The 23,185-nt window shown below is 68.1% G+C and carries 21 protein-coding genes and 1 pseudogene; 7 read left to right on the forward strand and 15 right to left on the reverse strand.

Annotated features, from left to right (window positions below; translation table 11 throughout):
- The 4 genes and pseudogenes from ACIP1U_RS17390 to ACIP1U_RS17405 form a co-directional block, all read left to right on the forward strand.
- Positions 1-225, forward strand: a pseudogene (locus ACIP1U_RS17390) (allantoinase); the annotation flags it as partial.
- Positions 226-314: 89 nt separating this feature from the next.
- On the forward strand, positions 315-1,121 hold the full coding sequence (locus ACIP1U_RS17395; protein ID WP_400317036.1) for a GntR family transcriptional regulator: 807 nt from the start codon (positions 315-317) through the stop codon (positions 1,119-1,121).
- 101 nt (positions 1,122-1,222) lie between these two features.
- Entirely contained in the window at positions 1,223-1,642 is a 420-nt protein-coding gene (locus tag ACIP1U_RS17400) for a cupin domain-containing protein (protein ID WP_400317037.1), read from the forward strand.
- A gap of 56 nt (positions 1,643-1,698) precedes the next feature.
- Positions 1,699-2,004 carry a hypothetical protein gene (locus ACIP1U_RS17405; protein ID WP_400317531.1) on the forward strand — a complete coding sequence of 102 codons (306 nt, stop codon included), beginning with the start codon at positions 1,699-1,701 and terminating at the stop codon, positions 2,002-2,004.
- Positions 2,005-2,018: 14 nt separating this feature from the next.
- Here ACIP1U_RS17405 and ACIP1U_RS17410 read toward each other — a convergent pair whose 3' ends face one another.
- The 7 genes from ACIP1U_RS17410 to ACIP1U_RS17440 all read right to left on the reverse strand — a co-directional run bounded on the left by ACIP1U_RS17410 (position 2,019) and on the right by ACIP1U_RS17440 (position 10,054).
- The gene (locus ACIP1U_RS17410) at positions 2,019-2,405 is read right to left on the reverse strand and encodes a DUF427 domain-containing protein (RefSeq protein ID WP_400317039.1); all 387 of its coding nucleotides are present in this window, start codon (positions 2,403-2,405) and stop codon (positions 2,019-2,021) included.
- A 45-nt stretch (positions 2,406-2,450) separates the two neighbouring features.
- Positions 2,451-4,952, reverse strand: coding sequence for a TonB-dependent receptor (locus ACIP1U_RS17415; RefSeq protein WP_400317041.1), 2,502 nt, complete (start codon positions 4,950-4,952; stop codon positions 2,451-2,453).
- Between the two features lie 213 nt (positions 4,953-5,165).
- Entirely contained in the window at positions 5,166-6,224 is a 1,059-nt protein-coding gene (locus ACIP1U_RS17420) for a FecR family protein (RefSeq protein ID WP_400317043.1), read from the reverse strand.
- Positions 6,211-6,711: a sigma-70 family RNA polymerase sigma factor gene (locus ACIP1U_RS17425; RefSeq protein ID WP_400317045.1), complete on the reverse strand. Its 501-nt coding sequence runs from the start codon at positions 6,709-6,711 to the stop codon at positions 6,211-6,213. The genes ACIP1U_RS17420 and ACIP1U_RS17425 overlap by 14 nt, the downstream gene beginning before the upstream one ends.
- A 169-nt stretch (positions 6,712-6,880) precedes the next feature.
- Positions 6,881-7,870: a Bug family tripartite tricarboxylate transporter substrate binding protein gene (locus tag ACIP1U_RS17430; RefSeq protein WP_400317047.1), complete on the reverse strand. Its 990-nt coding sequence runs from the start codon at positions 7,868-7,870 to the stop codon at positions 6,881-6,883.
- 70 nt (positions 7,871-7,940) lie between these two features.
- Entirely contained in the window at positions 7,941-9,098 is a 1,158-nt protein-coding gene (locus tag ACIP1U_RS17435) for a CaiB/BaiF CoA transferase family protein (protein WP_400317049.1), read from the reverse strand.
- Positions 9,099-9,106: 8 nt separating this feature from the next.
- Positions 9,107-10,054, reverse strand: a complete 948-nt coding sequence (locus ACIP1U_RS17440) for a hydroxymethylglutaryl-CoA lyase (protein ID WP_400317051.1) — start codon at positions 10,052-10,054, stop codon at positions 9,107-9,109.
- Positions 10,055-10,270: 216 nt separating this feature from the next.
- On the opposite strand from ACIP1U_RS17440, the gene ACIP1U_RS17445 reads away from it, so the two are divergent.
- Complete coding sequence (locus tag ACIP1U_RS17445) at positions 10,271-11,227, forward strand: LysR family transcriptional regulator (protein ID WP_400317053.1); 957 nt, start codon at positions 10,271-10,273, stop codon at positions 11,225-11,227.
- Between the two features lie 198 nt (positions 11,228-11,425).
- Positions 11,426-12,118: an SDR family NAD(P)-dependent oxidoreductase gene (locus ACIP1U_RS17450; RefSeq protein WP_400317055.1), complete on the forward strand. Its 693-nt coding sequence runs from the start codon at positions 11,426-11,428 to the stop codon at positions 12,116-12,118.
- Here ACIP1U_RS17450 and ACIP1U_RS17455 read toward each other — a convergent pair.
- Positions 12,105-13,085 carry a LysR family transcriptional regulator gene (locus ACIP1U_RS17455; RefSeq protein WP_400317057.1) on the reverse strand — a complete coding sequence of 327 codons (981 nt, stop codon included), beginning with the start codon at positions 13,083-13,085 and terminating at the stop codon, positions 12,105-12,107. The genes ACIP1U_RS17450 and ACIP1U_RS17455 overlap by 14 nt on opposite strands.
- A 115-nt stretch (positions 13,086-13,200) precedes the next feature.
- Between ACIP1U_RS17455 and ACIP1U_RS17460 the strand changes: the two genes are divergently transcribed.
- The gene (locus tag ACIP1U_RS17460) at positions 13,201-13,878 is read left to right on the forward strand and encodes a type 1 glutamine amidotransferase domain-containing protein (RefSeq protein ID WP_400317059.1); all 678 of its coding nucleotides are present in this window, start codon (positions 13,201-13,203) and stop codon (positions 13,876-13,878) included.
- Positions 13,879-14,106: 228 nt separating this feature from the next.
- On the opposite strand, the gene ACIP1U_RS17465 is transcribed toward ACIP1U_RS17460, so the two are convergent.
- The 7 genes from ACIP1U_RS17465 to chrA all read right to left on the reverse strand — a co-directional run bounded on the left by ACIP1U_RS17465 (position 14,107) and on the right by chrA (position 22,960).
- Positions 14,107-16,557, reverse strand: coding sequence for a penicillin acylase family protein (locus ACIP1U_RS17465; protein WP_400317060.1), 2,451 nt, complete (start codon positions 16,555-16,557; stop codon positions 14,107-14,109).
- Between the two features lie 115 nt (positions 16,558-16,672).
- On the reverse strand, positions 16,673-18,292 hold the full coding sequence (locus ACIP1U_RS17470) for a sulfite reductase subunit alpha (protein ID WP_400317062.1): 1,620 nt from the start codon (positions 18,290-18,292) through the stop codon (positions 16,673-16,675).
- Entirely contained in the window at positions 18,289-19,308 is a 1,020-nt protein-coding gene (locus tag ACIP1U_RS17475) for an FAD:protein FMN transferase (RefSeq protein ID WP_400317064.1), read from the reverse strand. The genes ACIP1U_RS17470 and ACIP1U_RS17475 overlap by 4 nt, the downstream gene beginning before the upstream one ends.
- A 33-nt stretch (positions 19,309-19,341) precedes the next feature.
- Positions 19,342-20,145 (reverse strand): DUF4198 domain-containing protein, encoded by an 804-nt coding sequence (locus ACIP1U_RS17480; protein WP_400317534.1) that lies wholly within the window; start codon positions 20,143-20,145, stop codon positions 19,342-19,344.
- Positions 20,146-20,215: 70 nt separating this feature from the next.
- On the reverse strand, positions 20,216-20,740 hold the full coding sequence (locus ACIP1U_RS17485) for a DUF2271 domain-containing protein (protein ID WP_400317066.1): 525 nt from the start codon (positions 20,738-20,740) through the stop codon (positions 20,216-20,218).
- A 74-nt stretch (positions 20,741-20,814) separates the two neighbouring features.
- Positions 20,815-21,471: a PepSY-associated TM helix domain-containing protein gene (locus tag ACIP1U_RS17490; RefSeq protein WP_400317067.1), complete on the reverse strand. Its 657-nt coding sequence runs from the start codon at positions 21,469-21,471 to the stop codon at positions 20,815-20,817.
- 265 nt (positions 21,472-21,736) lie between these two features.
- Positions 21,737-22,960 (reverse strand): chromate efflux transporter, encoded by a 1,224-nt coding sequence (gene chrA, locus ACIP1U_RS17495; protein ID WP_400317069.1) that lies wholly within the window; start codon positions 22,958-22,960, stop codon positions 21,737-21,739.
- Between the last annotated feature and the right edge of the window lie 225 nt (positions 22,961-23,185).

Here is a 23,185-nt window from a genome sequence, read left to right on the forward strand (position 1 = left end):
GACAGCCCCAAGATGCTGTCGATCGGCATGCACTGCCGGCTGCTCGGCCGCCCTGGCCGCTTCCGCGCGCTGCAGCGCTTCCTCGACTATGTGCAGGACCATGACAAGGTGTGGATCTGCCGCCGTGTCGACATCGCGCGGCACTGGGCGCAGGTGCATCCGTTCCGTCCCGCGACGACTGGCTCTGCAGCCGCCAGCGCTGCGAGGGAAGCCGCCACGGCCTGACCCGCGCCGTCCCCGTCGCCATATTTGTGTACGATATAGCCGTGTTTCGTCGCCACTTCCGGCGACACCCCGACTGTCCGTACCCCGATATGGCAACCAAATCGAAGAAGGCGGCGCCCGGCGCGGCGGCAAAAACGCCGCGCCGGCCCGCACCCAAAGCCGCACCCAAGGCCGCCCCGCCGGCCACCCCGGAGGAACCCGCCGGCAACGACTCCGCCGCCGGCGAGGCCTCCGCCACCGAGGCCATCTACCTTGGCCTGCTGACCGCGATCATGGAGCACCGCCTGCTGGCCGGCACCAAGCTGGTGGAAGAACGCCTGTGCGAAGTCACCGGCGCCAGCCGTGCGCGTATCCGGCAGGTGTTCGCCCGCCTGGCGCATGAAAAGCTGGTCACGCTGGTGCCCAACCGCGGCGCCTTCGTGTCGAGCCCCACGGTGGACGAGGCGCGCGAGGTTTTCCAGGCCCGCCGCGTGGTCGAGCCCGCGCTGGCCGCCGAGTTGGCGCTTGGCGCCACGCCGGCCAAGGTTCGCAGCCTGCGCCGCCATGCCATGGAAGAGGACAACGCACGCGCCCGTGGCGACCGCGCCGCGATGATCCGGCTGTCCGGCGAATTCCATATCCTGCTGGCCGAGATGGCCGGCAATGCGATCCTGGAAAAGCTGATCCGCGAGATGGTCTCGCTCACCTGCCTGATCATCACGCTGTACGACCGGCCCGGCGCGCCCGCCTGCGCCGAGCACGAGCACCGCCAGCTGATCGACGCCATCGAGCAACGGGATGCCGCGCGTGCGAGCGCACTGATGGCGGAGCACCTAGAGCACATCGAAGCCTCGCTCGACCTGAGCATGCCCGACAGCGGCGCGCCCGACTTCTACAGCATCTTCAGCAAGGGTTGACTGAAGCGCCGGCTCCGGCGGCCCGGTATTGCACTCGGCGCATGACAGCCTAGACTGCCTGGATAACAACCCGCGCTTGCAATGCGCCGCAGGGAGGTGTCATGGCCGCCACTGCCGAAACCGTCACAACGCAGCGTCCGCCGCTGGTCTTCGAGCGTCTTTATGCCGATGCCGACGGCGAATCCCACTTCGGTCCCGTTTCCGTAGCCATCACGCAAAGGCTGTTTGCCCCGCCGGCGCGGGCCTTCTGGGTATCGCCGCTGGCCGAAGCCTCGCGGCAGGGCTTCCTGCTGGTGCCGGCGGGCTGGCTCGGGGCGCTGCACCCGTCACCGATCCGCATGTGGATCTTCATGCTGGCCGGTGCGATGGAGTTCGAAGCCAGCGATGGCGAGCGCCGGCCGCTGCCGGCAGGCAGCGCGCTGCTGCTGGAAGACACCACGGGCAAGGGGCACGTCAGCCGGGTCATCGGCACTGGCGACGCCATGCTGGCCGCGGTGCAACTGCCGGATGGCCGCGGCTGAGGCGCCCGGTGGAATATCCCGCCGAACCCGCTGCTCCACCGAAGCCCGCGCCGCCGATGGTGCCCAGCGGCTACCGCCAGGGCATCATCACCGCCATCACGGTGCTGTTGGGCTTCTCGCTGGCCTTCTGGCGCTTCTGGGGCTTCGAAAGCCCGGGCCACTGGAACGTGCGCGCGGTGTTCGCCGCGATCTCGCTGCTGGCGGCGGTATCGCTGCAGATCGTCGCGCTGTTCCGCGCGCTGCGCATCGAGGACGATGCGGTCGAGGAATACCGCAAGACCGTGCGGTGGTTTATCGCTTCCGCACTGGCGTTGCTGACGGGGCTCGCCGTGGCAATGATCGACGCGGCGCTGTCACCCTGACGCCGCCGGCACATTCAGGCCCCCGCACCGCTGATGTCGATGCTGTCGACGCGATCCGGGTAGAAGGCCACGTGCGACGCAATCGCGGCGACCGCATCGTAAGGCGTCTCGTAACTCCACACCGCATTGCGCCCGCGCTCGCCGGCGGCCGGGATGGAGAAGTAGCTGCAGTCGCCCTTGTAGGGGCAGTAGGTGGCGTGATCGCTGCGCGCAAGCTGCGCCATGTCGACATCGGCGCGCGGGAGGTACTGCACCGGCGCGTAGCTGGCTTCCTGCAACGTCAGCGCCGCGGTGCTGTCGGCGACAACGCGGCCCGCCACCTTGACCACCACGCGGCCCGGCGTCGGCGTGATGGTGATGGGATGGTCGGGGCCGGGGATCCTGACGGGCTTGGCTAGCATCGTCGTACTCCTGCATCGAGGGATACAGGACATTCTAGGCGCTGCTTACCAGCGATGCTGGTACGTCGCCGTCAGGGTAATGCCCGCCGCCGGCAAGTGGCTGGTATTGTTGCTATTGCGCAGGAGCTGGCTGTAAAGGGGGTAATAGTAGCGGTTCAGCAGGTTTTGGATACCAACCGTGACAGTGTCCTTTTTACCAAGCTTGTAGCTGCTGATGAAATCGAGCGTTGTGTAGCTGCTCACGTCACGCCGGCCAAAACTGTTCACGCCGTTGAGCCTGTAATCGTGACCGGCGAAGAAGGTCGCTTGCAGCCGGTTGTTCCAGGCAGGCACGGGGCGGTACTGCACGTACCCCGTCAGCTTCAGAGGCGGGATGCGGTACCCACTCATCTGCTGGCTGCTGCTGCCCTGCGGCGTCTCGCGCCCGCGCATCCACGTGAACGTGCCGCCGGCACCCCATTGCTCGTTATCGGAGAGGTAGTCGACGGCGGCCTCCGCCCCGTAGATGCGCTCGGCGGTTCTGGTGAGAATCAGTCCGTTATTGAAGCTCTGGACGTCGCCCAGGTCCGAGGTCGTGTAGAAGAGTGCAAACGACGCCAGCGTGTTATCAAAGGCGCCGCGCCAGCCCATTTCGTAATTGTTGGTCTTGACCGGTTGCAGATCCGACGAGCCGATATTGAAGCCGGCCCTGGCATTGCGCACCTGCAAGCCGATGTCCGGCAGGTTGAAACCCTGGCTGAATGCGGCATAGAATTCATGCTGCTTCACCGGCCGAAAAGCGATGCCGATGTTACCCAGCAGCGCGCTGTAGTCCACCGATCCGCCCTTGACTGTCGCCGGCACCGCCAGTCGCGACTGGGAAAGCGGGACGAAGTCGTCAAAGCTGGCGCGAGCGTACTGGTAGCGAAGGCCTCCCTCGGCCGACCAGCGCTCATTGAACTTGTGCTGAAGCTGGCCAAAGCCGCCCAGGCTGCGCGTGGTAATCGGGGGCATATAGGTGAGCGTTCCTGTCTTCCTGAACACGCGCCCGCCGCTCGCGTCGTAGGCGGCCGGATCGAAGATGTCGATCGGCATGTCGCTGCGCTCCTGCTCGAAGTCCATGCCCCATACCAGCCTGGTACGCCGGTCGCTTGTCAGCGGCGTCTTGATGGTCAGCCGGCTACCAAATACCTCTGAATTCTGCGTGGCCTGGTCGACATTGCCACCACGCGTCGAGACGGCACGCGCATCGAATGGCGTGAAACGGGCGAAGTAATCCCGATAGTAGAACTGTGCCGAGAGCATGCTGCCGAGCAGGTCGCGATGCTCGTATTCCAGGTTTACCAGCGTGTTGCGAATCCGGTTCTGGTCATCGAGTTGCAGCCCGCCGATGTCGCGCGCTGGCACGCTGCCGGCCGGAAGTTTCGCCACGCTCGGATCGGAAGCGAACTTGGTGTCCTGAATGGCATCGTAATGGCTCACTGCGAGCTGCACACGTTGATCCGGGGCGAAGCGCAGGCCCAGCTTGCCCCCGATGTTGTAGGCATTGGACTGAAACATGTCGCCCTGGCTGGGCTCTGGCGCGATCCGCTGCCCCTTCGCATCATACGAATTGCCGGTATGGCGCACGCCTGCATCAAAGGCGTAGTCAACAATGCCCTCACTGCCAGCGAAATGTTGCTGAACGCTGCCATTCAGGCCATCGGCCCGCAGCCGCGTGAGCGGCGTGCCGAACGACACCGTGGTGTCCGCCTGCGGCGGTCCGCCGGCGGGGCGCGTCGTAATCGACACGATGCCCCCGGTAGCGCCGCCGCCATAAATCGCATTGCTTCCCCTCAACACTTCCACGCGTTCCACCAGCGCCGGATCGATGTTGGCGAGATTTCGCGACGAATCGCGGTTGGTATTGAGCGGCACGCCGTCGACCAGCACCAGCATGCCGCGGCCGCGCAGGGTTTGGCCGAAGTCCGTAATGGTGTGGCTGGAATCGGCCATCCCCGGCACGACTTTGGCGAGCACGGTAGCGAGGCTGTCGGAGCCAGTCTTCAGTTCTTCAAGTTCCGCGCGCTCGATCACGGTTGCCTGGCGAGTCGGGCGAACCAGATCGCTGGACACGCGCGACGCCGTGACTTCCACCGGCGCCAGCATGGCCGTGGCATCCATGCCGGCCGGGCTATGGGCCGACGCGTCGGCGGACGCCGGCGTGACCGCGGCGTCCAGGGCGTGCTGCCGGGCCGCCGGTTGCAAAACATATCCCTTGCCGTCTTGTCGCTGGTAGCGGATGCCGCTCCCTTTGAGCAGCGCCTCGAGGGCCGCCTCGGGCGCCATATTGCCGCGTACGGCGGGCGCCTGCTTGCCGGCCACCAGCGAAGGCGCAAAGAAGAGCTGCAGCGAGGTCTGCCTGCCAAGCTGCACCAGGGCTTCGCCAAGCGGCTGCGCACGGATGTCCACGGCAACGGGGCGGGCGGTCAGCGCATCGGCGGGCTGCGCCATCGCCGGCAGGGCACCGGCAAGAGCCACGGTGACAACAGCGGCGGCGGCCATGCAGCCGCGGCGCCAGGCCAGCATGGACGGCCGCATGGCGGCGTCGCGATAGTCGGAAGGTCGGCGGCGCGCCGGGGCGTTTGGACGAGACGGATTCACGGCAGTCAGTTTCGGGTTGCGTCGGAAGGTATCAGCACGGCGACATGCGCGGCGCGGGCCGCGCGTGTCGGGGATAAGACGAAACCCGGAGCGAAAACCTGAATCGAAACGACTAATTTTGCAAATTGCCGTGCCGGACTATTGCGCGAAGATCACCGTACTGCCGTCCGGCAGCGTGCGCACGCCAACCGGCAGGAACTGTGGCAGCGCGGAAAGCAGTGCGTCGGTGTCATCCGTCCTTAGCACGCTGCTCACGCGCAAGCGGCCAGTCGCGCTGCCTGCCACGCGGACCGGTTCGCGGCGATAGCGCGACACTTCTGCGGCCACCTCTTCCAGCGGCGCGTCTTGAAATACGAGTTTGCCTTCACGCCACGCAAGTGCCGAGGAGAGGCTGATGGGCGCCGCAGGGGCCACGGCGCCGTCGTTCGTGACCGTGGTGCCCAGCCCCGCCGTCAACGGGACGCTGGCATTCACGCGCGCTCCCTGGACCTTCACCGAGCCGGACTCGACGTAAACGGCTACGGCAGCACCACCGACCGCATCGCGCCGCACGTCAAAGCGGGTTCCGGTAACGGTAACCCGTCCTGCCCCGGCAACTACCACGAATGGCCATGCAGCGTCGGGCGCCACCTCGAACATGGCCTCGCCCTCCAGCAGTTCGACCAGGCGTGAGCCCTCGCTGTATTGCACCGACACGCGACTGCGGGTATTCAACTCAACGCGAGAACCGTCGGGCAGGCTTAATATGCGGCGTTCGCCCGCGATGGTTGCAAAGCTTGCGGCATAGTGCCCTTTCGCGGCCGCCATGGTCGGGGCGAAGCGGGCGTCGGGCATTGAGCCGCCTGCCCAAAGCAGCCAGCCCGCTCCGACGGCGACTGCGCAGGCCGCTCCTGCCGCCGCCGTCCGCCAGCGGCGCCGCACGTGTCCGCCGGCGGCGGCGATGCCAGGAACGGAATCGGATACCGGCTCGGCCAGCGCCCGGAGGCGCGCCGGATCCACCATACCCGCCGCTTGCCAGAGGCGTTCCAGCGCCTTGAATTCAGATCGGTGCCGCGGGGACGCGGCGAGCCAGTCGTCCAATGCCCGCTGCTCCTCGGGACGGAAGCCAGCGTCCTGTGCCCGTGCGAACCAGCGCTCTGCCGCGGCTCGCGGATCGTCGGGTGTGCTCATGTGCGGCAGAAAATTAGTGCTGGTCAAGCGATCCCACACGCTCGCGCAAGTGCCGCATCGCGCGGATCATGTACTTTTCGACCATGTTCTTGGAAATATCGAGGCGGTCCGCAATTTCCTGTTGCGAGCAACCATCGAGGCGCTGCCAGACAAAAACCTGCCGGCATTTCAGCGGCAGTTCGGCCAGAGCTTGCTCGATGCGGCCCGCAAGTTGCACAGCGTGAAGGTTCGCCACCGGGTCTCCCGATATTGCCGGAAGCGTCTCGAGAACATCGAGCGTCACGGACTCGCGTCCGCCCTGCTGGCGAAAGCCGTCGATGGCGATATTACGGGCTGTCTGATGCAGGTAGGCACGCGGTTGCTGTGGCACCGTGCTGGTCTCCAGCATGCGCAGCATGGCATCTTGCGTGAGATCTTCCGCCTGGTGCCGGTCCCTGAGACGGCGCGTCCAGGTATCGACCAGTTCCTCGTAATAGGCGAACAGGCCCAACGCGCGCAAAGATGGGGACGGCATTGTGGAGAACGCGGAAGCGGAAACGGTGCGATTCGAGTGAATGCGACTTATTATCATTTCGATCGCGCCGTGTCAAGCGTCTGACACGACACTGGTCCTGCCCGCTGTCGCAGCCGCTCAGAGGAGCGCGTCGTCCGCCGCACCTGCGGCAGCGGGAAAGCCTGCCGGCCTATTCGACCTTGACGTTGGCCTTCTTCACCAACGCGGCGTAGCGCGCGGCTTCGCTGCGGAAGAACGCGGCAGCGGCCTCAGGCGTGCCGGGCTCGATCACCGTGCCCTGCTTCTTCATCGCTTCCAGCACTTCGGGCGACGTGAAGGCCTTGGCAAAGGCATCGTGCGCGCGCTTGACTTCCGCCGCCGGCATGCCGGCGGGGCCGATGAGAGCGAACCAGCCCGCGACGTTGTAGCGCGGCAAACCCTGTTCGGCGATCGTGGCAATGTCCGGCGCGGCGGGCGTGCGCTGGTCGCCGCACAGGCCGATCGCGCGCAGCGTGCCCGCCTTCAGGTGCGGCGCTACCGCGTTGAGCGCGACCACGCCCATTTCCACCTGCCCGGCAAGCAGGTCGTTGACCATCGGGCCGGTGCCCTTGTATGGCACATGGCGCGCCGTGACGCCCGCTTCGTCCAGGAACATCTCGCCGGCAAGGTGGATGATGGTGCCGTTGCCCGACGAGGCGTAGTTGTAGCTATCGGGCTTGGCCTTGAGCAGCGCCACCAGCTCTTTCACGTTCTTCGCCGGCACCTTGGGGTTGACCACCAGCACCAGCGGCGTGGTGCCGATCAGGCTGATTGGCGTAACGTCCTTGATCGCGTCGAACGGCATCGCGCGGAACACGCTGGGGTTGATCACGTGGTTGTTCGACACCAGTCCCAGCGTGCTGCCGTCGGGCTGTGCCTTGACCACGGCTGCGGCGCCGGTGATGCCGCCCGCACCGGGCAGGTTCTCGATCACCACCGGCTGGCCGAATGCCTTGCCCAGCGCCGGGCCCGCGGCGCGAGCGATGGTGTCGACGCCGGAGCCAGCGCTGATCGGCAGGATCAGGCGCACGGGTTTTCCCGATGCGCCCTGTGCGAGCGCTTCGAAGCCGGGAGCGGCGAGGGTGGCGGCGACCGTGGCGGAAAGTGCCAGCACGGACTTGAGCAGGGTGCGACGTTGCATGCTTTGTCTCCGATTCGTTATCGTAGGGCTTTGTTGGCGCCGCTGTATCGCGGCTTGCCGGTCAGGCGCTTCAGCCGCGGCCCTTGCCGAGCTGCGCCAGGATCTCTTCGTTGTGCTCGCCGGCCTTGGGCAGCGGACTGCGCACGCCGGGACGGCGGCCGCCCATCAGCAGCGGCAGCAGCACGGTGGGCGTGGTCGAGCCGTCGTCGGCCTGCATCGGCACCAGTCCGCCGCTGGCGAGCAGGTGCGGATCGTCGAGCAGCTGGTCCGGGCGCACGATCGGCGCATAGGGAATGCCGGCCGCTTCGAGCTTCGGCGCGAGTTCTGCGGAACGATGGTGGCGCAGGATCGCGCCCAGTTCTTCCAGCAGTTGCGGCCGCACGGCGACGCGCGAGGTGTTGCTGGCGTACTCCGGCTTGTCGATCCATTCCGGATGTTCCAGCACGTGGCACAGCGTGACGAACTGCTTGTCGCTGACCGCGCCGATAAAGAGCTGCTCGTCTTGCGCCAGCGTGAAGACGTCATACACGCTCCATGCCGACACGCGCGACGGCATCGGCGGCGGCGGCTCGCCGGTCATCGCGTACTGCTGCATGTGCTGCGAGGCCAGGAACACGCAGTTCTCGAACAGCGCACTCTGGATCTCCTGCCCCTTGCCCGTGCGATCGCGCTCGCGCAGCGCGGCCAGCACGCCGATCGCGCCGAACATGCCGCCCATGATGTCGTTGACCGAGGTGCCGGCGCGCAGCGGCCGGCCGCTCGGGCCGGTCATGTAGGACAGGCCGCCCATCATCTGCACCACTTCATCCAGCGCCAGCCGGTTCTCGTACGGACCGGGCAGGAAGCCCTTGTGCGAGACATAGATCAGGTGCGGGTAGTCGCGCGACAGCGTGGCGTAGTCCAGCCCCAGCTTCTGCATCAGGCCGGGACGGAAGTTCTCCAGCAGGATGTCGCTCTGGCCCGCCAGTTCGGCGGCGGCAGCGCGGCCTTCGTCGGTGGTGATGTCGAGCACCACGCTTTTCTTGTTGCGGTTGAAGGCGCGGAAGAAGCCGATGCCCAGGCCCGGCAGGTTGCGCGTCTTGTCGCCGCCGGGCGGCTCGACCTTGATCACTTCGGCGCCCAGGTCGGCCAGGATCATGCCGCAGGTGGGGCCCATCACCATGTGCGTGAATTCGACCACGCGGACGCCGGCGAGCGGCAGGCTGTTGCTGTTGCTGTCTTGATGCATGTTCGTTCTCAGGCAGTGGCCGCGGCGCGCGGGGCCGCGAAGGTCTTGGGCAGGCCGGCGCGCCACAGCGTGCCATGCAGGGTTTCGTCGCGCAGCCAGCCGGCCACGTCTTCACGCAGCGCCAGCAGGCGCCCGATATCGATGCCGGTATCGATGCCCATGCTGCCGAGCAGGTAGGCAAGGTCTTCGGTGGCCACGTTGCCGCTGGCGCCGGGCGCATGCGGGCAACCGCCGATACCGGCCAGGCAGGCGTCGAAGCGGGTCACGCCGGCTTCGAGCGCGGCATAGACGTTGGCCAGCCCGAGCCCGCGCGTGTCGTGGAAATGACCGCACCAGAAGCGATCGCCGGCGATGGCGATGGCGCGCGCAAACAGCTCGCGCACCATCGCCGGATCGGCATAGCCGACGGTATCGGCCAGGCTGACGCGGTCGGCGCCGGCGTCGAGCAGTGCCTGCATCAGCCGCAGCACCTCATCGGCATCGACATGGCCCTGCAGCGTGCAGCCGAATGCCGTGCCGACGCCGCCTTCGATCAGCGTCTTCGCGCCGCTGGCATCGCGCGCGGCGCGGATGCGCGCCACTTCGGCGACCACCTCATCGGGCGTCCTGCGCAGGTTGGCAAGGCTGTGCGCATGGCTGGCCGACAGCGGCACGATCATCAGGTCGGCGCCACATGCCAGCGCGTCCTGCGCGCCGCGCAGGTTGGGCACCAGCACCGACGTGAACATACCGGGCAGCGTGCGCGCGAACGCGACCAGCTCGGCGGTATCGGCCAATTGCGGCAACAGGCGCGCGGGAACGAACGAACCGACTTCCACTTCGCGCAGGCCGGCGGCGTGTGCGCCGCGGATCCACGCGAGCTTGCTGGCGGTGGGCAGGATGGTGCGGATGCTTTGCAGGCCGTCGCGCAGACCGACTTCGCGGATCACGGCGTGGCTGGGGAAGGGGTGGGTCATGGTTCTCTGGGACTGAGGCGTCCCTCGGCGGGGACGACGGAACAACTCTATGAGTTTCTGTTGGCAAGCTGAAGCGGTGATTGGTGCAGCCAAACATGCCGAATCGGAAAGTCACCGATGCGCCGCCCGCTTCCGCCGCGGGATTTCCCGGATGCGATGTCATTGGTCCCATAGCGCGCGTAACATTCCCATTCGGAAACGCCGCCCCCAACCGTTATGCGAGACCTTGACCTCACCACGCTGCGCCTGTTCGTCGCCGTCTGCGAAACCCGCAACATGGCGCGCGCGGGCGAGCAGGAACACATCGTGGCTTCCGCCATCAGCAAGCGCCTGGCGCAACTGGAAGAGACCGTCGGCGCCACGCTGCTGGAACGCCGCCGCCGCGGCGTCATCCCCACGCCCGCCGGCGAGATCGTGCTGGCGCATGCGCGCGCGATGCTCGCCGCGGCCGATCGCGTGACGCGCGACATGGCCGACTATGGCTCCGGCGTGCGCGGGCAGGTGCGGCTGCTCGCCACGGTGTCGACGATGGCGGAATCGTTGCCGGACGATATCGCCGCCTTCATGCAGTTGCCGGCGCACCGCGACGTGCGCGTGACAATCGAGGAGAGCCTGAGCAGCGAAGTGGTACGCGCGCTGCGCGACGGCACGGCTCCGCTGGGCATTTGCTGGGACGCGGCAGACCTGGAAGGCTTCCAGACCCGCCCCTACCGCACCGACCACCTCGCCGCCGTGGTCCATGCGGGGCATCCGCTGGCGCGGGCGGATACCTGCCTGTTCGAGGACACGCTGGACTACGACCAGATCGCCATGCCGGCGCAGACTGCGGTGCAGATCATGCTGACGCGCTATGCCGCGATCCTGGGCCGCCGCATGGCGCATAGGGCGGTGGTGTCGACCTTCGACGCCGCGCTGCGCTGCGTGCGCGCGGAACTCGGCATCGTCATCATCCCGGCAGAGATCGCCACGCTCGTCGCCACGGCCTTTGGCCTGCGCGTCATCCCGCTGCGCAACGACTGGGCGCGGCGGCGCTTTGCGATCTGCTGCCGCGACTTCTCGCTGCTGTCGCCCGCGGCACAACTGCTGGTGCAGTTCCTGGAGCAAGCCGCGGCGAAGGAAGCGACGGCTTCAGGCGTTGTGCCCGCGAAGACCCCGGCACGGCGTAAACAGTAATTCCCGCGGTAAATCCCGCGCGCAACTTCCTGTGCGTTTCGAGGGTAACCCCGAGGCGTTTTCGCAAGCTTATGTTGCGTGCCGTTGCGTAGACTGGCTTGCGTTTTTCGCTGCCGGCCACGATGGTTAGAAAAGAAAAAAGGCCGGGCGAAGCCTGATCACGACAATGCGCGCCGCCACGGCGCAGGAGAGACGCAAATGAACTTCAACGACAAGAACGTACTGGTCACCGGCGCAGGCGGCAACCTGGGGCGCGCGGTCGCGCACGCCTTCGCGCAGGCCGGCGCGCGCGTGGTGCTGCTGGACTGCCATGCCGCACCGCTGCCGGAAGTCGGCAGCGGCCATCTGGCGCTGCAGGCCGACCTGCTCGATGCGGACAGCCTCGGCAAGGCCATCGGCGAAGCCGTGCAGGCGTGCGGGCGCATCGACGTTGTGTGCAACCTGGCCGGCGGCTTCGCCATGGGCACGGGCATCCACGAGACCAGCGCGGCCGACTGGAACCGACTGTTCGACATGAACGTGGGCACGGTGCTGAACATGGCGCGCGCGGTGGTGCCGCACATGCTGTCCGCCGGCGGCGGCGCCATCGTCAACGTGGGCGCCAATTCGGCGGCGCGCGGACTGGCGCAGATGGGCGCCTACTGCGCGTCGAAGGACGCGCTGGCGCGTGTCACCGAATCGATGTCGGCCGAGCTGCGCGACCAGGGCATCCGCGTCAACGCGGTGCTGCCCAGCATTCTCGACACGCCCGAGAACCGCCAGGCCATGCCGGATGCCGACACCTCGCGCTGGGTCAGCCTGGACGCAATGGCCGACGTCATCCTGTTCCTCGCCTCCGACGCCGCGCGTGCGGTGCAAGGCGCGCTGGTGCCGGTGGTCAACCGCGCCTGACCGCTGGCCGGGCCGGCTTGCGTACAGCCGGCCTGCGCGGCGGCTGTGGCTGCGGCTGCAACGAGCCGGCCACTTCCTGGATCTGCTGGCGTAGCCAGCGCCGCATCCGGTCGGCGTCGGTGCGCGCATGCCAGATCTGCATCATCTCCACTCTCGGCAAGGCAAACGGCACCGGCAGCAGCAACAGGTCCGGGTCGCGCGCGACCGCCTCTTCCGCCACCGACCGCAGGCAGGTCAGCAGCAAGGCCGTGCCGCGCACCAGCCGGCTCGGCGCCAGGAAGCTCGACAGCCCCGCCACCACCCTGCGCTTTCGTCCCTGCGCCGCCAGCGCGCGGTCGACCACGCCGTTGAGGTCGCCGGTCAGCGTCGTCAGCAGGTGCTCGCAGGCCAGGAACGCATCGAGATCGAGGCCACGCGCCAGGTGCGGGTTGGACTTCGATGCCAGCACGACGAAGTCTTCGCTGCACAGCCGCTGCTGGTGGAAGGTATCCGGCAGGTTCTCGTAGAAGCCCGCGATCGCCAGGTCGCATGTGCCCTTTTCCAGTTCCTCCCGCGGCAGCTCGCCGCGGGTATTGTGCGTAACCACGACCAGCCCGGGCGCGTCGCGCCGCAGCCGCGGCAACAGCGCGGGCAGCAGCAGTTGCTCCATGTAGTCGGTGGTGTAGAGATGGACGGCCTCGCTGCGCGCAAGGAAATCGCGCCCATCGCAGGCGTCGTAGAAAGCATCCAGTTCCGCCACGAGCCGCTGCACCTGCGGTGCCAGCTCATGCGCGCGCGGCGTCGGCGTCAGGCCGCGCGGCGCGCGCACGAACAGCGGATCGCCCAGTTCGTCGCGCAGCCGGTTCAGCTTGTGGCTCAGCGCCGGCTGGCTCAGCGCCATGCGCGCCGCCGCGCGCGAGGCGCTGCCTTCCTGGTAGAGCACATGGAAGACGTAGAGCAGGTTCAGGTCCTTGCTGCCGATATTCATTTTTTGGATGGCAGGAATCGAAGATTCGAAGTTTTCGAATCATAGCCATCTGCGTAGGATGTTGCCAATGCCGGGGCTGCCCCGGCCGACCGTGGACGCAAACCGGAGAACGAACATGAAAATCCTGATGGTGCTGACCTCGCACGACCAGCTTGGCAATACGGGCAAGAAGACCGGCTTCTGGTTGGAAGAATTCGCCGCGCCCTACTACGTCTTCAAGGATGCAGGCGCCGACATCACGCTGGCTTCGCCCAAGGGCGGCCAGCCGCCGATCGATCCCAAGAGCGACGATCCGGATGCGCAGACCGATGCGACCCGCCGCTTCCGCACCGATGCCGCCGCGCAGCGGGCGCTGGCCAGCACGCAGACGCTGGACCAGGTCAAGGCCGACGACTTCGACGCAGTGTTTTATCCCGGCGGCCATGGCCCGCTGTGGGACCTGGCGGAAGACAAGCGTTCGATCGCGCTGATCGAGCAGTTTGACCGGCTCGGCAAGCCGGTGGGCGCCGTGTGCCATGCACCGGGAGTGCTGCGTCACGTCAAGGGCGCGGACGGGCAGCCGCTGGTGAAGGGCAAGGAAGTCACCGGCTTTACCAACAGCGAAGAAGCGGCGGTGCAGTTGACCGAGGTGGTGCCGTTCCTGGTGGAGGATGTGCTTAAGGCCAGCGGCGGGCGGTTTACGCGCGGGGACGACTGGGCCAGCCACGTTGCGGTGGCCGGAAGGCTGGTGACTGGGCAGAACCCGGCGTCGTCGGAGGCGGGGGCGGAAGCGGTGTTGGGGTTGTTGAAGTAAGGCCCACCAAATTCACACCGCTGCCGGTTTGCTCCCCTCGCCCGCTTGCGGGAGGGGCCGGGGGAGAGGGCGGGCGGTGAAATGCTGAGGCGCTTGACTTCGTGGATGCTCCTGCCCTCTCCCCCGCCCCTCTCCCACTTCGCGGGAGAGGGGAGCGTTTGCCGGCGGTGGTAGCTTGCGGAAACCGGCCAAGCTTGCGATGCGCCGGTTGAAGCCGGCTGAAGGTTCTCACTGCGGCACCAGCTCCAACCTCTCCCTGCTCGCCTTCTCCACCGCCTTGCGCGTATAAACCAGCGGGAAATACTCCCCCTTCGCCCACAACGGCGCCAGGTCCCGGTAATGCGCGCTGGCCGGATTCCCCGACTGCCCCGGCGTGTTGATCACGCGCGAGCCATCCCAGTTGCCCACATCCAGCACCATGCGGAACGATGCCCCCGCGGTCAGCCGGAAATCGTTGTTGCGGTAGCTGGTGTTCATCGGCGTAAAGGCCGAGCCGCCGATCGGGCCGGCGTTGACGTTGAACTGATGCCGCTCGGCGTCGTTCAGGATCGGGTCCATCGGATGCGTGAACACCGCGGTGTGCAGCTTGCCCCATTGCCAGCCGCGCGGGTCCGGGCCGAGCTTGCCTTCCACCTCCGCCATCGCGGCCTTCAGGGATTCGAGCATCACCGCGTTGCGCCGCGCCACCGGCATCCACGGATCGGGCTGCTCCAGCACCGCGACCACGCGCGCCGCATCGCCGGCGCCGACCAGCCGGGCAGCATCTGCGGGCAATGCCGCGCGCACCACCGCCGGACGCAGGTGCTTGCTGAACCAGACCTCGAACAACGCCGCCGCGGCGCTGTCGGCGCGCTCGTTGCCGTCCCAGCCGCGCAGCAGATCAAGCCCGCGCGCCAGTTGCGCATCATCGCTGCGGACGTCGCGCAGCAGCGCCACCACGCGCTGCGCCGGCAGCGACACTGTGTCGTTCTGCCACGCCATCGAGTCCTGCACCGAGCTGCGCGGATTGGCGCCCACCACCGCCTTGAGGCGCCGCGCGCGCGAACTGTCGCTCCATTCGTAGCCCACGCCCAGCTTCGCCGCCGGATGCTCGGGCGGGATGTTGTTCTCGTTGGCGGTGACGATATAGCCCGGCGTCGGGTTGTAGGCCCACGGCAGCTCGTCCATGTTGCGGTAGCCGGCCCATTCATAGCGGCCGTCGCCCGGCACCGGCGTCAGCCCGTCCCAGTTGGGACGCTTGACGGTCAGGCCGCCGGGAATCCAGCCGATATTGCCGCCGGTGTCGGCATAGACCTGGTTTTCGCCGGGCGCGCCCCAGCGGTTCATGGCGGCGCGGAACTGGTCCCAGTTGCGGGCGCGCATGTAGTCCATCGAGCCGAAGTACGGCGCCATGCCGTAGTCGAGCCACGCGGCGCGCAGCACCCAGGCGCGCGCGGCATCGGCGTGCAGCACGGGGCCGTGGCGGGTGAAGTCGAGGGAGACCCTGCGCGGCGCGGACTCGCCCTTGACGACGATCTCCTCGGTGACGGTCTCCATTGGCTCCCAGCGGCCCTTGTACTTGTACTCGCGCGGGTTGGCCGGGTTCAGTTCATAGCCGTAGAGGTCTTCCTGGTCCATGTAGAAGCGCGTCAGGCCGAACGCGATCGTGCCGTTGTGCCCGATCGAGATGCCCGGCAGGAACGGCTCGCCCGCGCCGATCACCGACATGCCGGGTGCGTTCAGGTGGCTGATGTAGCGCAGGCTGGGCGTGCCATGCGAGCGGTGCGGGTCGTTGGCCAGGATCGGCCGGCCGGTGGTGGTGCGCTTGCCGCCGATGACCCAGTTGTTGGAGCCGAGGCTGCGACCGGTGTCGCTGTTGGGATCGACCAGTGCATAGAGCTGGTCGAGCGGCTGGTCGAGCGGGATGCTGGCGGACTGCGCGCCGCTCCATGCCTCCTTGGGGAAACGCGCCGCGGCGGTAGCCAGTTCGTAGGCGCGGCGCAGTTCGGCGGCCGGCACCGTACAGGGGTCGAGGCCGGCGCTGAGCCTGGGCTCGACCGGTGGGTCGAGCTCGCGCCGGATCCAGTCGGCGCGCACGGCATCGGCCTTGGCTTCGCAGAACAGGCGGGCGCGATCGATCTCGCCGGTAAAGTTCAGCGTCAGGCCGTGGTGGCGGATGCGCACGATATCCTCGGCCTGCCAGCGCGCGGGCTTGTAGTTGAGCTTGCGGAACTCGGGCGGAAGCAGTTCCGGCTTCTGCTCGGTCAGTGCCACGTAGGCGTTCACGCCGGCGACGAAGGCCTCGGCGACGCGCTTGGCGTCGGAGCCGTAGGCCAGCCACTCGCGGTACATGTCGCCGCGGAACAGCACCGCGCGTGCCATGCGGTCGCCGTCGGCGTAGGCGGGACCGAAGTCCTTTGCCATCTCGCCGAGGCCGCGCTTGCGCCACAGGTCGATCTGCCACAGGCGGTCGCGCGCGGCCATGAAGCCCTGCACGTAGAAAGCGTCATAGAGTGTGCCGGCGTAGATGTGCGGCACGCCCCAGCGGTCGACCAGCACCGTCGCGGGTTTTTCCAGGCCGGATACGGCCAGGCGGTCGGCGCGCGTGGGTGCCTCGGCCAGGGCGGCGGGAATGGTGGTGGCGATGGTGGTGGCAACCAAAGCCAGCGCAGCGGCAAGGCGGCACGGGGTGCGTCGCATCAGGTCTCCTCGGTTTTATGTTTGCTGCAAATGCTTTGCAGTCCACACCGAAGATAGTGCATGCGGGGCCGGGGCGCGAGCCGCGCGGCCGATCTCCGCACGGCGCCTGGCGCAATTAGTAGACGTCGCGCCGGTAGCGGCCGTCGTCGGCAAGCTGGCGCAGCGCGGATTCGCCGAGGATTTCCGTGAGCGCGTCGTTGACGCCGCTGGCCATGCCTTGCAGGCTGCCGCAGACATAGATGGCCGCGCCTTCCTCCACCCACTCGCGCACCAGCGGCGCCTGGGCGCGCAGCGCGTCTTGCACATAGTGCGGTGCCCCGCCGTCGCGCGACCAGGCATGGTCGACGCGCTGCAGCGTGCCGTTGGCCTGCCAGGCGGCCAGTTCGTCGGCAAAAAAGGCGTCGTGCTGCGACGAACGCTCGCCGAACAGCAGCCAGTTGCGGCGCCGACCCGCAACGGCACGTGCCTTCAGGTGCGCGCGCAGGCCGGCCAGGCCGGTGCCGTTGCCGACCAGGATCAGCGGCCGGTCGTCAGCGGGCGGGTGGAAGCTGCGGTTGGCGCGAACGCGCAGGGCGATGTGCGCGCCCACGGCCGCATGCTCGGTCAGCCAACCGGAGGCCAGCCCCAGGCGGCCGTCGTCGCGGCACGCCTGCCGCACCAGCAGATCAAGCTTGCCGTCCTGCGGCAGCGATGCGATCGAATACTCGCGGTGCGGCAGCGGCGACAGCGCATCGACCAGCTGCTGCGCCGGCACGCCCTGCATCGCGGCAAAATGGGCGTCGGGCAGCGGCATGCGCGTGGCCAGCGCTTCGGCCAGCGTCAGGTCGCGGGCGTCGCAACGCACCGGCGTGGCACCGTCCAGCGCGAGCCGGGCCAGCAGCCGCGCGACCTCGGCCGGCGCATGGCACGGACCGACCTCGGCGATGTCGCCCGGCTGCCAGTCGAGCGCGTCGCGGTCCTGCGGCGCCAGCACCAGATGGAACGCCGGAGCGCCCTGGCTGCCGGGATTCAGGTGGTGGCGCTGCGCCAGCACCCAGTTGCCGTAGCGCGGGCGCTCCCAGTCGGCGATCTCCGCGCCGCCGCTAAGCGCCGACAGGTGGTTCTGCCAGTGGCGCAGCGCGCCGGCATCGCCGTTGTCGACCTCGATCAGGTCGAACAGCGGCTGCGCGCGATGGTGCTGCAGCCAGTGGTCGAGCGAATGGCCAAAGGCACAGAAACGCGCATAGCTGCTGTCGCCAAGCGCCAGGATGCCGTAGCGCAACTCGCGCAGGCCGTCCGCGCGGCCAGCCAGCAGCCGACGCGCAAACCCGGACGCGCTGTCGGGCGCGTCGCCTTCGCCGGTGGTGCTGACCACGAACAGCGCCTGCCGGCACGCGGCCAGCCGGCCGGCATCGATCTCGGCCAGCGACAGCAATTGCACCGGCATGCCGGCGCCCTGCAGCGCGGTCGCGGTCTGCAGCGCGAGCTGCTCGGCAAACCCGGTCTGGCTGGCATAGGCGACCAGCGTGGCGCCGTCCGTAGTGTCCGTGGCATTGGCCAGTGCCGTCACGCGCGCGCGCCGCTGGCGGTGGTGCGCCAGCACCGAGCCGCAGAAGCCGGCATAGGCGGCCACCACGCCGGCGGCGATGGCGCTGCGCGACGGTCCCAGCAGCGACAACGCCACGCCGCCGGCCAGGGCCAGCCAGCTGGCGCCGGCAAACGGTGAAACAACGGGTGAAAAGGTGAAGCGGCTCATGCCAGCATCGCGGCAAAAGCCGGGGAAAGATGTTCGTCGAAGCCGCCCGGCGTACGCACCAGGAAACGCGCGGCAATGCCGTGGCGGCGCGCATGCGCCATGCCGGCTTCCAGGCCGAGCACGGTCAGCGCGGTGGACAGCGCATCGGCCAGCATGCACTGCGGGTGGATCACCGTGACCGACGCCAGCGCGTGGCTGGCCGGGTAGCCGGTGCGCGGGTCGATGGTATGCGCATAGCGCCGGCCGTCGCGGTCGAAGTAGCGGCGGTAGTCGCCGGAGGTGGCGACGGACAGGCCGTGCAGCGCCACCAGGGTCTGCCCGTCCTGTTTTTCCTGTTCGTCGCTGGCGAGACCCGGCGGCTTTTCCAGTGCGACCCACCAGGGCATGCCGTCAAGCTTGACGCCATGGCCGCGTAGTTCGCCGCCGATCTCGGTCAGGTGGTGGGCCAAACCCTGCATGTCGAGGTAGCGCGCCACCGCGTCAACAGCAAAGCCCTTGGCGATGGCGCAGAAATCCAGCGACACGCCGCCGGGCTGGCGCGCGCGCCGCGCGTCGGCGTCGAGTTCGATGCGCGACCAGCCGCAGCGGCCGCGTGCCGCCTGCACGGCATCTGGCGACGGCGGCGCGCTGCGCCGCGGTGCCGGGCCGAAGCCCCACAGGTCGACCAGCGGCCCGGCGCTCGGGTCATAGGCACCGCCGCTGTCGCGCGCCACCTGCAGCGCGCATTGCAGGACAGCGAAACAATCGGGCGGCAGGTCGTGCCAGCTGCCCGGCGCGGCGCGGTTGAAGCGGCTGATATTGGAGCCCGCTTCCCAGTTGCTCATCTGCGCGATCACGCCGTCGAGCACGGCGACGATGCCCGCGCCGATGGCGTCGGCATCCGCCGCAGGCGGCAGCATGGCCACGACCGACCAGGTCGTGCCCATGCTCTCGCCCCTCCAGCGGTGCTGCCGCGCATCGTGCGCGGGCGGCACCGGGGGCGCTAGCAGCGCAACGGGGACCAGGATGCGGTTCAACGCAGCGGAATGCTGACTGCGGCTTACTGCGGCTTACTGCGGCAGCACTTCCACCGTCACCGCGTAGGTGGCGCGGCGCGACTTGGCCTGCTTGAAGGTGGCCTTGTCGTCGCGCACCTCGGCTTCCATCCAGTACATGCCCGGCGCCGGCCACTTGACGCTGAACTTGCCGTCGGCGTCGGTGGTGGCGCTGAACTCCTGCAGCTTGTCGCGATAGCGGATGCCGCCCGGCACCACCTCGACCTTCAGGTTGGCGGCCGGCTTGCCGTCGAGCAGCAGGCGGAAGCTGGCGGTGTCGCCGGCGACGAGGTCATTGGGGTGCGTGATCGGCGCCAGTTCCAGGCCGCGGCCGGTGGTGCGCAGGCCCTTGTCGCTGGGCTTGCCGGCGGTGATGAAGGACTCGACGCGGCCTTCGGCCTGCGTCACCGTCAGGTCCTGGGCATTGGCCGGGACTTCCTTGGCGAAGTTCTCGGCCGAGCCGCGCCAGCGCTTGGCCTGGCCGTCGAGTTTGTAACTGGCAAACAGGCCCTGGTTGACCACCGCCACGCGGTAGGTGCCCGGCTGCGTCAGATGCAGGTCGAAGGTGCTGCGGTACTTGCCGGTGGCGGCGTTCTCGGCCTTGACGGCGCTGCCGTCGGGTGCGGTCACCTGCAGGTGATCGAGGCGCAGCGGCACATGCTCGAAGTAGAACAGGTCGTTGGAAACGGCGGCGTCCACGGTCACCCACGGGTCATTGCCCGACAGCACGGTGGCCGACGGCAGCAGCCACTGGCGGTGCGCGTGCGCGGCCAGCGGCGCCAGCGCGGCCAGGGCGAGCACGGCCACGCGGCTAGCCATGCGGGAACGAGCGGGGGACAGGAAGGCAAACAGGTTGGCGGTGGGTTTCATCGTCAGGCTCCGGAAAGGATTACGGCTTCAGTTCGACGGTGACACCGCCGAGTTCATGGTCACCCTTGGCGCGGGCGGTCTGTGCGGATTGCGGCGGCCAGGTGAACGGCACGCGCACCAGTTCGCGCCCGCCGACTTCACGCGCGGCTTCCACCACCAGCTGGTAGTCGCCGGCCGGCAGCTTGCCCAGCGGATTCTTGCCGTCGCGGAAGCTGGCCGTGTGCTCGCCCGGAGCGCGGGTCGCACCCGAGATGCCGTCGGCCGGCATGTTCAGGTCGCGGCCGGCCTTGCGCCACCACTGGCGCATGTCCTTGAGCCACTTGGTGCCCTCGTTTTCCTTGAGCTTGCCGTCGTACCAGACCGCCAGGGTCTGCACCGGGCTCTGGTCGGCGCGCTCGACCCACATCGCCACATAGGGCTTGTGGTACTCGGCCACGTTGAGTCGCGGGATTTCCACCTTGACGTTCAGGTCGGCGGCCAGCGCGGGGCCCGCGAACGGGACCGTGGCCATGCCGGTCAGGGTGACGGAGAGCAGTCGGCGCATATTCAGGGAAACCTCGTCAGTGAGATGCAGCAGGAAAATCGTTTGGGATGCCGGCGATCTGGTGAATGCCATGCTCAGTGAATGAACAACACCGCCAGCAGCAGCGGCACCACCAGCCCCAGGCCGACCAGCGGCCAGGTCGCCAGGCGTCCGCCCGCATGCAGCTTGAGCAAGAACAGGCCGGTGACGCTGAAGACCAGGCATGCGAACGCGAACACATCGAGGAACAGGCTCCATGCCTGGCCGGTGTTGCGGCCCTTGTGCAGGTCGTTCAGGTAGGAGATCGCCCCGCGCGTGGTTTTCTCGTACTGGGCTTCGCCGCTGTCGAGCTCAAGGCTGACCCAGGCATCGCCACCCGGGCGCGGCAGCGCCACGTAGATTTCGTCGGCCGACCATTCGGCCTCACGTCCGCCGGCATCGACATCGAGCGCCTGCACCAGCCAGTCGGCCAGCGCTTCGGGCACCGGTGCCTTGCGATCGCGGGACTTGCCTTCGCCGGCGGGCTCCTGCGCGCGCAGCGTGTCGAGCAGCGCGGCGGGCGCGGTGGCGTGGCGCGTCTCGACCGCGGGCCTTGCCTCGATCTGCGATGCGTGGTTGAGCGTGAAACCGGTCACGGCAAACAGCATCATCCCGATCAGGCAGATCGCGGAACTGATCCAGTGCCACTGGTGAAGGTGCTTGAGCCAGAACGCGCGGCGCTGCTGGCCGGAGGCTGGCTGGGTTTCGGTCATTGCGGTGGTAAGCGGGTGGCCCGGTCGAGCCGGCGGCCGGCCCTGCTGGGATCCTGGGAAGCTGGAGCGTCACCTTGCGCACAGGACGCGGAGGTTGTGCCATTGTCATCACAATAACGAACGCCGGAGTGAAGGATAATCGTTCGCATTTGAATGCGCAAACGGTTCCACGGCGCGGCAGGTTACGGCGCATTACAAGGGTCAAGCAGCAGCAGCAGCATTCACGCGCCCAGGTCTCCAGGCGGCGCCACGCCTCGCAGCGCCGTTATAGCCACATTCCTGCCGCCCACCCCGCCACGCCGCTGGCCAGCACCACCAGCCAGGGCGGCAGCTTCCACACCATCAACGCCACCAGCGCCAGCGCGACCAGCACGACATCAAGCGGCCCGCGCACCGCGCTGACCCACACCGGCTGCCACAGCGCCGCCAGCAGCAGCCCGACCACGGCCGCGTTGACGCCGGCCAGCGCCGCCTGCGCCCGGCGGTTGCGGCGCAGGCTTTCCCAGTAAGGCAGCGTGCCGACCACCAGCAGCGCGCCGGGCAGGAAGATTGCCGCCGTGCACAGCAGCCCGCCAGCCCAGCCGGTCGGCGGCAACTGCGATGAGGCGCCCAGGAAGGCGGCGAACGTAAACAGCGGGCCGGGCATGGCCTGGGCCACGCCATAGCCGGCGAGGAAGGTTTCCTTGCCGACCCAACCGGGCGCCACCACTTCGGCGTCCAGCAGCGGCAGCACCACGTGGCCGCCGCCGAAGACCAGCGCGCCGGCGCGGTAGAAGGCGTCGAACAGGCGCACGGCGGGATCGGCGCTCAACTGCACCAGCACCGGCAGACCCGCCAGCAGCAAAGCGAACGCCACCAGCAGCAGCGCGCCGGCACGATGGCTGACCGGCAGTCTGAGCGGCTCATGCGTACCGGCCAGCGCTGGCCGCAGCAGCAAGGCGCCCGCCAGCGCCGCAACGGCCATCACCGCCAACTGCGTCCACGATCCCGGCAGCGCCAGCACCGCGCCTGTGGCGGCAACCATGATGGCGATACGCACCGGGCCACGGCACAGCGTGCGCGCCATGCCCCACACCGCCTGCGCCACCACTGCCACCGCGACCAGCTTGAGCCCGTGCAGCACCCCAGGTGCCGCGGCCATGCCGTAGTGCGAGACGCCCAGCGCGAACAGGATCATCAGCAGCGCCGACGGCAGCGTGAAACCCACCCATGCGGCGAGCGCGCCGGCGTACCCCGCGCGCGACAGCCCCAGTGCGATCCCGGTCTGGCTGCTGGCCGGGCCGGGCAGGCACTGGCACAACGCGACCACGTCGGCATAGGCGGCCTCGCTCAGCCACTGCCGGCGCCGCACCAGTTCCTCGCGGAAAAACGCCAGGTGCGCGACGGGCCCGCCGAACGAAGTCAGCCCCAGCCGCAGGAATACCAGGAACACGGCAAGCGGGCCGTCATGGCGGCGGCTGTCTTCAGAGGGGCTTGGCAGGGTGGCCATTCGTGCGGGGGGCAGGCGTAAGGAGAAGGGTTGCGTGGGTACAACGCGCAGATTCTGCCGGATTTCAGGGGGCTACGGTGTGACAAGAGCTGCCCGAATCACGTTGCGCACGCCATCGGCGAATGTAAGGGCCATTTACATCACTTACGTTTCGCAATTGTTAAAACCAATCAACCATACGCTCAGCATGGACGGTATTACCCCAATCAAGTTAGTTTCCCGCCC

Origin of the sequence: Cupriavidus sp. NPDC089707, assembly GCF_044748965.1 — a bacterium.
Taxonomy (GTDB): domain Bacteria; phylum Pseudomonadota; class Gammaproteobacteria; order Burkholderiales; family Burkholderiaceae; genus Cupriavidus.

Coding starts and splice junctions, on each gene's coding strand:
- ACIP1U_RS17465 (WP_400317060.1), bottom strand. CDS start 16,557: ATGCGACGCACCCCGTGCCGCCTTGCCGCTGCGCTGGCTTTGGTTGCC.
- ACIP1U_RS17405 (WP_400317531.1), top strand. CDS start 1,699: ATGGTGCCCAGCGGCTACCGCCAGGGCATCATCACCGCCATCACGGTG.
- ACIP1U_RS17410 (WP_400317039.1), bottom strand. CDS start 2,405: ATGCTAGCCAAGCCCGTCAGGATCCCCGGCCCCGACCATCCCATCACC.
- ACIP1U_RS17415 (WP_400317041.1), bottom strand. CDS start 4,952: ATGCTGGCCTGGCGCCGCGGCTGCATGGCCGCCGCCGCTGTTGTCACC.
- ACIP1U_RS17485 (WP_400317066.1), bottom strand. CDS start 20,740: ATGCGCCGACTGCTCTCCGTCACCCTGACCGGCATGGCCACGGTCCCG.
- ACIP1U_RS17435 (WP_400317049.1), bottom strand. CDS start 9,098: ATGCATCAAGACAGCAACAGCAACAGCCTGCCGCTCGCCGGCGTCCGC.
- ACIP1U_RS17440 (WP_400317051.1), bottom strand. CDS start 10,054: ATGACCCACCCCTTCCCCAGCCACGCCGTGATCCGCGAAGTCGGTCTG.
- chrA (WP_400317069.1), bottom strand. CDS start 22,960: ATGGCCACCCTGCCAAGCCCCTCTGAAGACAGCCGCCGCCATGACGGC.
- ACIP1U_RS17490 (WP_400317067.1), bottom strand. CDS start 21,471: ATGACCGAAACCCAGCCAGCCTCCGGCCAGCAGCGCCGCGCGTTCTGG.
- ACIP1U_RS17395 (WP_400317036.1), top strand. CDS start 315: ATGGCAACCAAATCGAAGAAGGCGGCGCCCGGCGCGGCGGCAAAAACG.
- ACIP1U_RS17470 (WP_400317062.1), bottom strand. CDS start 18,292: ATGAGCCGCTTCACCTTTTCACCCGTTGTTTCACCGTTTGCCGGCGCC.
- ACIP1U_RS17455 (WP_400317057.1), bottom strand. CDS start 13,085: ATGAATATCGGCAGCAAGGACCTGAACCTGCTCTACGTCTTCCATGTG.
- ACIP1U_RS17425 (WP_400317045.1), bottom strand. CDS start 6,711: ATGCCGTCCCCATCTTTGCGCGCGTTGGGCCTGTTCGCCTATTACGAG.
- ACIP1U_RS17430 (WP_400317047.1), bottom strand. CDS start 7,870: ATGCAACGTCGCACCCTGCTCAAGTCCGTGCTGGCACTTTCCGCCACG.
- ACIP1U_RS17400 (WP_400317037.1), top strand. CDS start 1,223: ATGGCCGCCACTGCCGAAACCGTCACAACGCAGCGTCCGCCGCTGGTC.
- ACIP1U_RS17445 (WP_400317053.1), top strand. CDS start 10,271: ATGCGAGACCTTGACCTCACCACGCTGCGCCTGTTCGTCGCCGTCTGC.
- ACIP1U_RS17460 (WP_400317059.1), top strand. CDS start 13,201: ATGAAAATCCTGATGGTGCTGACCTCGCACGACCAGCTTGGCAATACG.
- ACIP1U_RS17480 (WP_400317534.1), bottom strand. CDS start 20,145: ATGGCTAGCCGCGTGGCCGTGCTCGCCCTGGCCGCGCTGGCGCCGCTG.
- ACIP1U_RS17450 (WP_400317055.1), top strand. CDS start 11,426: ATGAACTTCAACGACAAGAACGTACTGGTCACCGGCGCAGGCGGCAAC.